Consider the following 5,186-nt stretch of genomic DNA (forward strand, 5'->3'; position numbering starts at 1 on the left):
ACTAGCTTCCCTTTCGACTGGGTGGCATTATACGCTTGTTTGAGAGGCGGTCAAGCTAATATTGAAGTTTATTTTATAATTTCTAAAAACCACTAAATCTACTTCGTAAAAAAGCCTTTAATTAAGGGCAAAGATCTTTAGACCACTTACCTGCTTTGCTACCACGCATACATTGATACTGTACTCCATACTGAACCCAACTCCAATTTAAATCAGACGATTTACCTTCTAACTTAAAGCTAATACGATAACGTTCTGCGCTCACACTATCATCCATAAGACCAGATCGGGTTATCACCACCACCGCTGTCCGTGGTTGAGCCTTTGATAGAAAAAAGAAAGTTTGCGCCAGGTCGTAATCTGCATCAACCTCATTAATACTACCATTGATTAAAGATAACTTTTCAAGCCCACAAGCTATAAGTCCTTTTTCGATTGCACAAGGCGCTGATGCACGAGTCACTGCTCGACCATTGATACTTAAAAACTTAAAGTTGGCTGGATTTGCCGCTTCTGCTCGAGAGATTACACTTGGTGAATTATTACTACTTGCCTGTGCGGATAATGAAATAAAAGGTAAGGTAAGTAAAACGCTGGTGATTAAACCCTTCGACAGACGCATAGCGACACTTGAAACAGGCAATAAGTTTTTGACACTATTTAAATGCAACATAACAACCTCAGCTTTGACTATTAAGTAGATTAAGAGAAATACTAAAGCATGTTGAATGGACACCTTACACCATAGCACTTTATAGGATATTCAATCAAAGCTCATATCTGCTCTGTCATTTTGCGCCAATTTATCACTTACCTTTATCAAAAATATTATTACTTACCCAACAACCTCTTGTACACAAAAAAACCGCCTATTAATGAATAAGCGGTTTGTATACATTTATTGAGTGAACATGCACTATAAAATAGTTATTAAAATTATTTTTCAGATTTGGCTTTTAAGGTTGTGACGATACCTGATAAAGCGTAGATAATACCAATCGCTAAAATACCGACAGGTATGTCATAAAGTACGATACTCATCACTAAAACGCCAATAATAAGCACCACAAAAGGTACTTTCTTTTTGTCAAATTCTTTAAAGCTATAGTATTTAACGTTGCTAACCATCAGCAAACCACAGATGACCACCCAAGCGGCGAATAAAAACATAACCGCCGTATCGTATTGTCCAATCCATTGATTGTGATCGACCGCGACCATAACAGCAGAAGTAACCAAAATAGCCGCGAGCGGACTGGCCAAACCGACGAAATACTTTTTGTCTACTTCACCAATCTGTACATTAAATCGTGCTAAGCGGAAAGCACCGCAAGCGGTAAAGACAAATGCACAGCCAAGCCCAATACGTCCTAACGGCTCTAGCGCAAAACTGTAAATCAAAATAGCAGGGGCAATACCAAACGCTAACATATCTGCTAAAGAATCATATTGCTCACCAAATGGGCTTTGCGCATTGAGCATACGGGCAACCCGCCCATCTGCGCCATCGAGAATGGCAGATAAGAAGATAGCTAAAGAAGCCTTATAAAACTCACCTTGGGTACTGGCTAGAATCGAATAAAAACCTGACAGTAATGATAACGTGGTAATCAAGTTGGGCGCTAAATAGACACCGCGACTGACCACCCGTTTGCCTTCAGCAACCTCTGCCTCAATCACCTCAAAGGTCAAACCATCATAACCCTTGTTATCGGCTAAGCGAATACTAAACTCATGGTCATCAACGAAAGGTGGCTGAGTTGAAGCATTATCTTGTAACGCTTCATCGTTTAGAGGCTCATTTGATTGATGGTTTGACTGGTTGTTGGGTGGTTGTATATTAGTCATCTCACTATCCTTATTTGTCGACATGATTATTCGCCGACTAGCCAGCGCACATTGGTCGCGCTATCAGGCGTTAAGTCTGGAGCATCAGCTACTTTTAACGCAGGCTGTAAGAAACGTAGTATCTCACGCGCATGATTGTCAAACTGCCAAGGTGGATTGATAACCAATAAACCCGTGCCGTTAAGACCAACGGCCACATCGTTTGGATAAATATTTAGCTCACAGACCAGCTGGCGGCGCATTTCAGTACGCTTAAGCTTTTTATAAAACAGCTCAACGGCTTCGATGTTCTTAATTGGGAACCAAAGCGCATAAGTGCCTTGCGGCCATTTATTATAAGAAGCGACTAACAGGTCGATCAAACGGGTAAAGTCTTTATGCTCTTGCTCATAAGGAGGATCAAGAAAAATCAGACCGCGCTTTTCTTTAGGCGGAATAACCGCAGTAATGCCTTCAAAGGCGTCACGATGGTGAATACCGATCGGTAATTTATGCAGCTGATAATTTAACGCATCATATTCGCTGGCTTTGGCTTCAAACGCTTCACCGCGTACGCCAGCGTCTGGCTGTTTGACCAAGCTATTCTCTATATAATGGGCAATCCACCAAGGAGAGCCAGGGTAGACTTTGCTATCATAGGTAAAGCGCGCTTGCTTGATACCTTCTATATATTCTTTGATAGCGGCAGGGGCTTTATCCATATCTGCATTTAGCAAAGCTTGAATACCACCTTTGGCCTCACCCGTTTTGCGCGACTCTTCACTACTCAGTGAATACAGTCCACGGCCGCCATAAGCGTCAAGCACATAAAAAGGTTTGTTTTTTTGCCCCAATTGATTGAGCAGTTGTACCAATAAAATGTGTTTAACCACATCAGCAAAGTTACCAGCGTGGTAGGCGTGTTTATAGTTCATAATCTCAAAATTTTAAATAAGAAAAATTGCATCTATGGTAGCATAGGCAGAAGAAAAGATAACGATGGTTTTGGTAAAAAGGTATTGATTGGCTGTGTATTGATAAGCGATTGACAACGGCGAGACGAAATGACGAAGATTATTAGCAATCTTGATGTGACAAAGTTGGTGGTCGATAATCCGATAGGTAAAGATAACCCTCCCTTACTGTTTCCGCATGATGACGATGTTAGCCAAAAGCCACCAACCCAACATGAATTGCAGCCATCTGACTTTGAGATACAGTGGCAAGACAGGCTGACTGATAAGCAGCTGGATAAATTGGTCAATGATGGTTGGTTAATTATTGACGATGTGTTTGAAAATAATGCATTATTAGCCTTACAAGCAGAAAGCGGTTTTATTGATTACCGTGATGCACAGCTAGCGGCAGGGATTCGCGTCAGCGATATTCGTGGTGATAAAATCCGCTGGATTACCGAAAATTTCTTCGCTGGCTATTATTATTTGCAAAGTATTAATACGCTTGCGGCTTTATTTAATCGCAGTTTATTCGCCGGTATTCGCTATAGTGAGGCGCATTATGCCTGCTACCCCAATGGTTTCGGTTATCAGTGGCATAGTGACAATCCTGCTGGGCGTGATGATCGGGTTATCTCGGCGGTATTTTATCTCAATGATGATTGGTCAGCCAATGATGGCGGCGCATTAGAAATCGTCGATAAACACGGCATTCATCATAATGTGATGCCTGTTGCCAATCGACTGATAATATTTGATAGCGACCTACAACATCAAGTACAAATTGCCCATCGCCAACGTTACTCTATCGCCACTTGGATGCGCCGTGAGGGTCTTATACCCTTTATTAACGAACCCACTTGATACCAAAATCCCTCCTATTCACGCGCATTTATCGTTGCAATTTATCATATAAAAGGCTTACTCATGTCTGAAACGGATAATCAAACAACGGCTCGTCAACAGGCGACCTATCAACAACAAACCTTAGACTTAAGTATCGCCCTACTCGAACGCCCTTCAGTCACTCCAGATGACGATGGTTGCCAAGATATATTATCAAAACGATTAGAGCAGGCAGGATTTGCCTGTGAGTTTATGTATTTTGGTGATAAACAAGCAAAAGGCGAACATACTGAAGTCAAAAACCTATGGGCGCGGCGTGGAAAAGGCAATCCAGTGATTTGCTTCGCGGGACATACCGATGTGGTGCCAACAGGCGACGTAAACAATTGGACCTATCCGCCATTTACCCCGACTATTGCAGATGGTTATCTGTGGGCGCGCGGTGCCGCTGATATGAAAACGGGGATTGCCGCTTTTACTATCGCGGCTGAGCGTTTTGTGAGCAATTACCCTGAGCATAATGGCTCGATTGCGCTGCTTATCACCTCAGATGAAGAAGGCCCATCAATTAATGGTACCGTTAAAGTAATAGAAACCTTAGAAGCGCGTCAAGAAAAAATCACCTATTGCCTCGTTGGTGAGCCTTCAAGTACCGATACACTTGGCGATATCATCAAAAATGGTCGTCGCGGCTCGTTGGGTGCAGTGTTGACCGTCAGTGGTAAACAAGGTCATGTCGCCTACCCACATTTGGCAAGTAACCCTATCCATGCCGCCATGTCAGCATTAGCAGAAATGACAGACGCCACTTGGGATACTGGCAATGATTACTTCCCTGCGACTTCTTTGCAAATTTCAAATATAAATAGTGGCACTGGCGCGACCAATGTCATTCCCGAAACTTTAGAAGTCATATTTAACTTCCGATTTTCGACTGAAACTACCGAAGATGAATTAAAAGCAAAAACCCATGCTATTTTCGATAAGCACTTCAAAGCCAGTGAGCTTTTAGAAAATAAAGCCAATTATGCGATTGATTGGAAGTTATCTGGTCTGCCATTTCTGACCCCAGAAGGTAAGTTGGTCGCAGCCTGTCAGCGTGCGATTAAATCTGTCACGGGTACAGAAACCACTTTATCCACCTCAGGTGGCACTTCTGACGGACGCTTTATCGCGCCAACTGGTGCGCAAGTGGTTGAGTTGGGCGTGCGTAATACCACCATTCATCAGGTTGATGAAAAAGTAGAAATTGATGACTTGGGTAAATTGGCACAGATTTATGAGAAAATTTTGGAAGGGTTGTTGTTAGACTAACTTGGTGTAACTCTAAAATCATCTCTTGACTTGGCAAACTGTGCCCGCATCAGTTAAGGTCATTTTTGATAAAAACCAGTCATGCTTTATTTAGCTATCTATTTACAAAGTAAAGTATCAACCAGCCAATAGGCGCTAAAAATATGGCAAACACAAAGAGAATTGCTCTTATTATTAACTTAAAATATGGCTCTGTTTTAATAGTGTGTTGATATAACTTATTGATAAATGATATAATGACTC

Annotated in this window: 5 protein-coding genes; 2 read left to right on the top strand and 3 right to left on the bottom strand. The window is 42.0% G+C overall.

Annotated features, from left to right (window positions below; all coding sequences use genetic code 11):
- Positions 1-121 precede the first annotated feature (121 nt).
- From EI162_RS13230 to EI162_RS13240, 3 genes are all read right to left on the bottom strand, one after another.
- Positions 122-736, bottom strand: a complete 615-nt coding sequence (locus EI162_RS13230; RefSeq protein WP_318779325.1) for a hypothetical protein — start codon at positions 734-736, stop codon at positions 122-124.
- Between the two features lie 200 nt (positions 737-936).
- Positions 937-1,848: a CDP-diacylglycerol--serine O-phosphatidyltransferase gene (gene pssA / locus EI162_RS13235; RefSeq protein WP_413038396.1), complete on the bottom strand. Its 912-nt coding sequence runs from the start codon at positions 1,846-1,848 to the stop codon at positions 937-939.
- 26 nt (positions 1,849-1,874) lie between these two features.
- A complete protein-coding gene (locus tag EI162_RS13240; protein WP_192524785.1) occupies positions 1,875-2,762 on the bottom strand; it encodes a 23S rRNA (adenine(2030)-N(6))-methyltransferase RlmJ in 888 nt (295 codons plus the stop codon).
- A gap of 129 nt (positions 2,763-2,891) precedes the next feature.
- Between EI162_RS13240 and EI162_RS13245 the strand changes: the two genes are divergently transcribed.
- Complete coding sequence (locus EI162_RS13245) at positions 2,892-3,647, top strand: 2OG-Fe(II) oxygenase (protein ID WP_192524786.1); 756 nt, start codon at positions 2,892-2,894, stop codon at positions 3,645-3,647.
- 63 nt (positions 3,648-3,710) lie between these two features.
- On the top strand, positions 3,711-4,943 hold the full coding sequence (dapE, locus tag EI162_RS13250) for a succinyl-diaminopimelate desuccinylase (RefSeq protein ID WP_192524787.1): 1,233 nt from the start codon (positions 3,711-3,713) through the stop codon (positions 4,941-4,943).
- Positions 4,944-5,186 lie beyond the last annotated feature (243 nt).

The organism is Psychrobacter sp. FME6, assembly GCF_014861365.1.
In the GTDB taxonomy this organism is placed as follows: domain Bacteria; phylum Pseudomonadota; class Gammaproteobacteria; order Pseudomonadales; family Moraxellaceae; genus Psychrobacter.

Bases quoted from the DNA above. Each gene is read 5' to 3' on its own strand.
- pssA (WP_413038396.1), bottom strand. From the start codon at position 1,848: ATGACTAATATACAACCACCCAACAACCAGTCAAACCATCAATCAAAT.
- EI162_RS13240 (WP_192524785.1), bottom strand. From the start codon at position 2,762: ATGAACTATAAACACGCCTACCACGCTGGTAACTTTGCTGATGTGGTT.
- EI162_RS13245 (WP_192524786.1), top strand. From the start codon at position 2,892: ATGACGAAGATTATTAGCAATCTTGATGTGACAAAGTTGGTGGTCGAT.
- dapE (WP_192524787.1), top strand. From the start codon at position 3,711: ATGTCTGAAACGGATAATCAAACAACGGCTCGTCAACAGGCGACCTAT.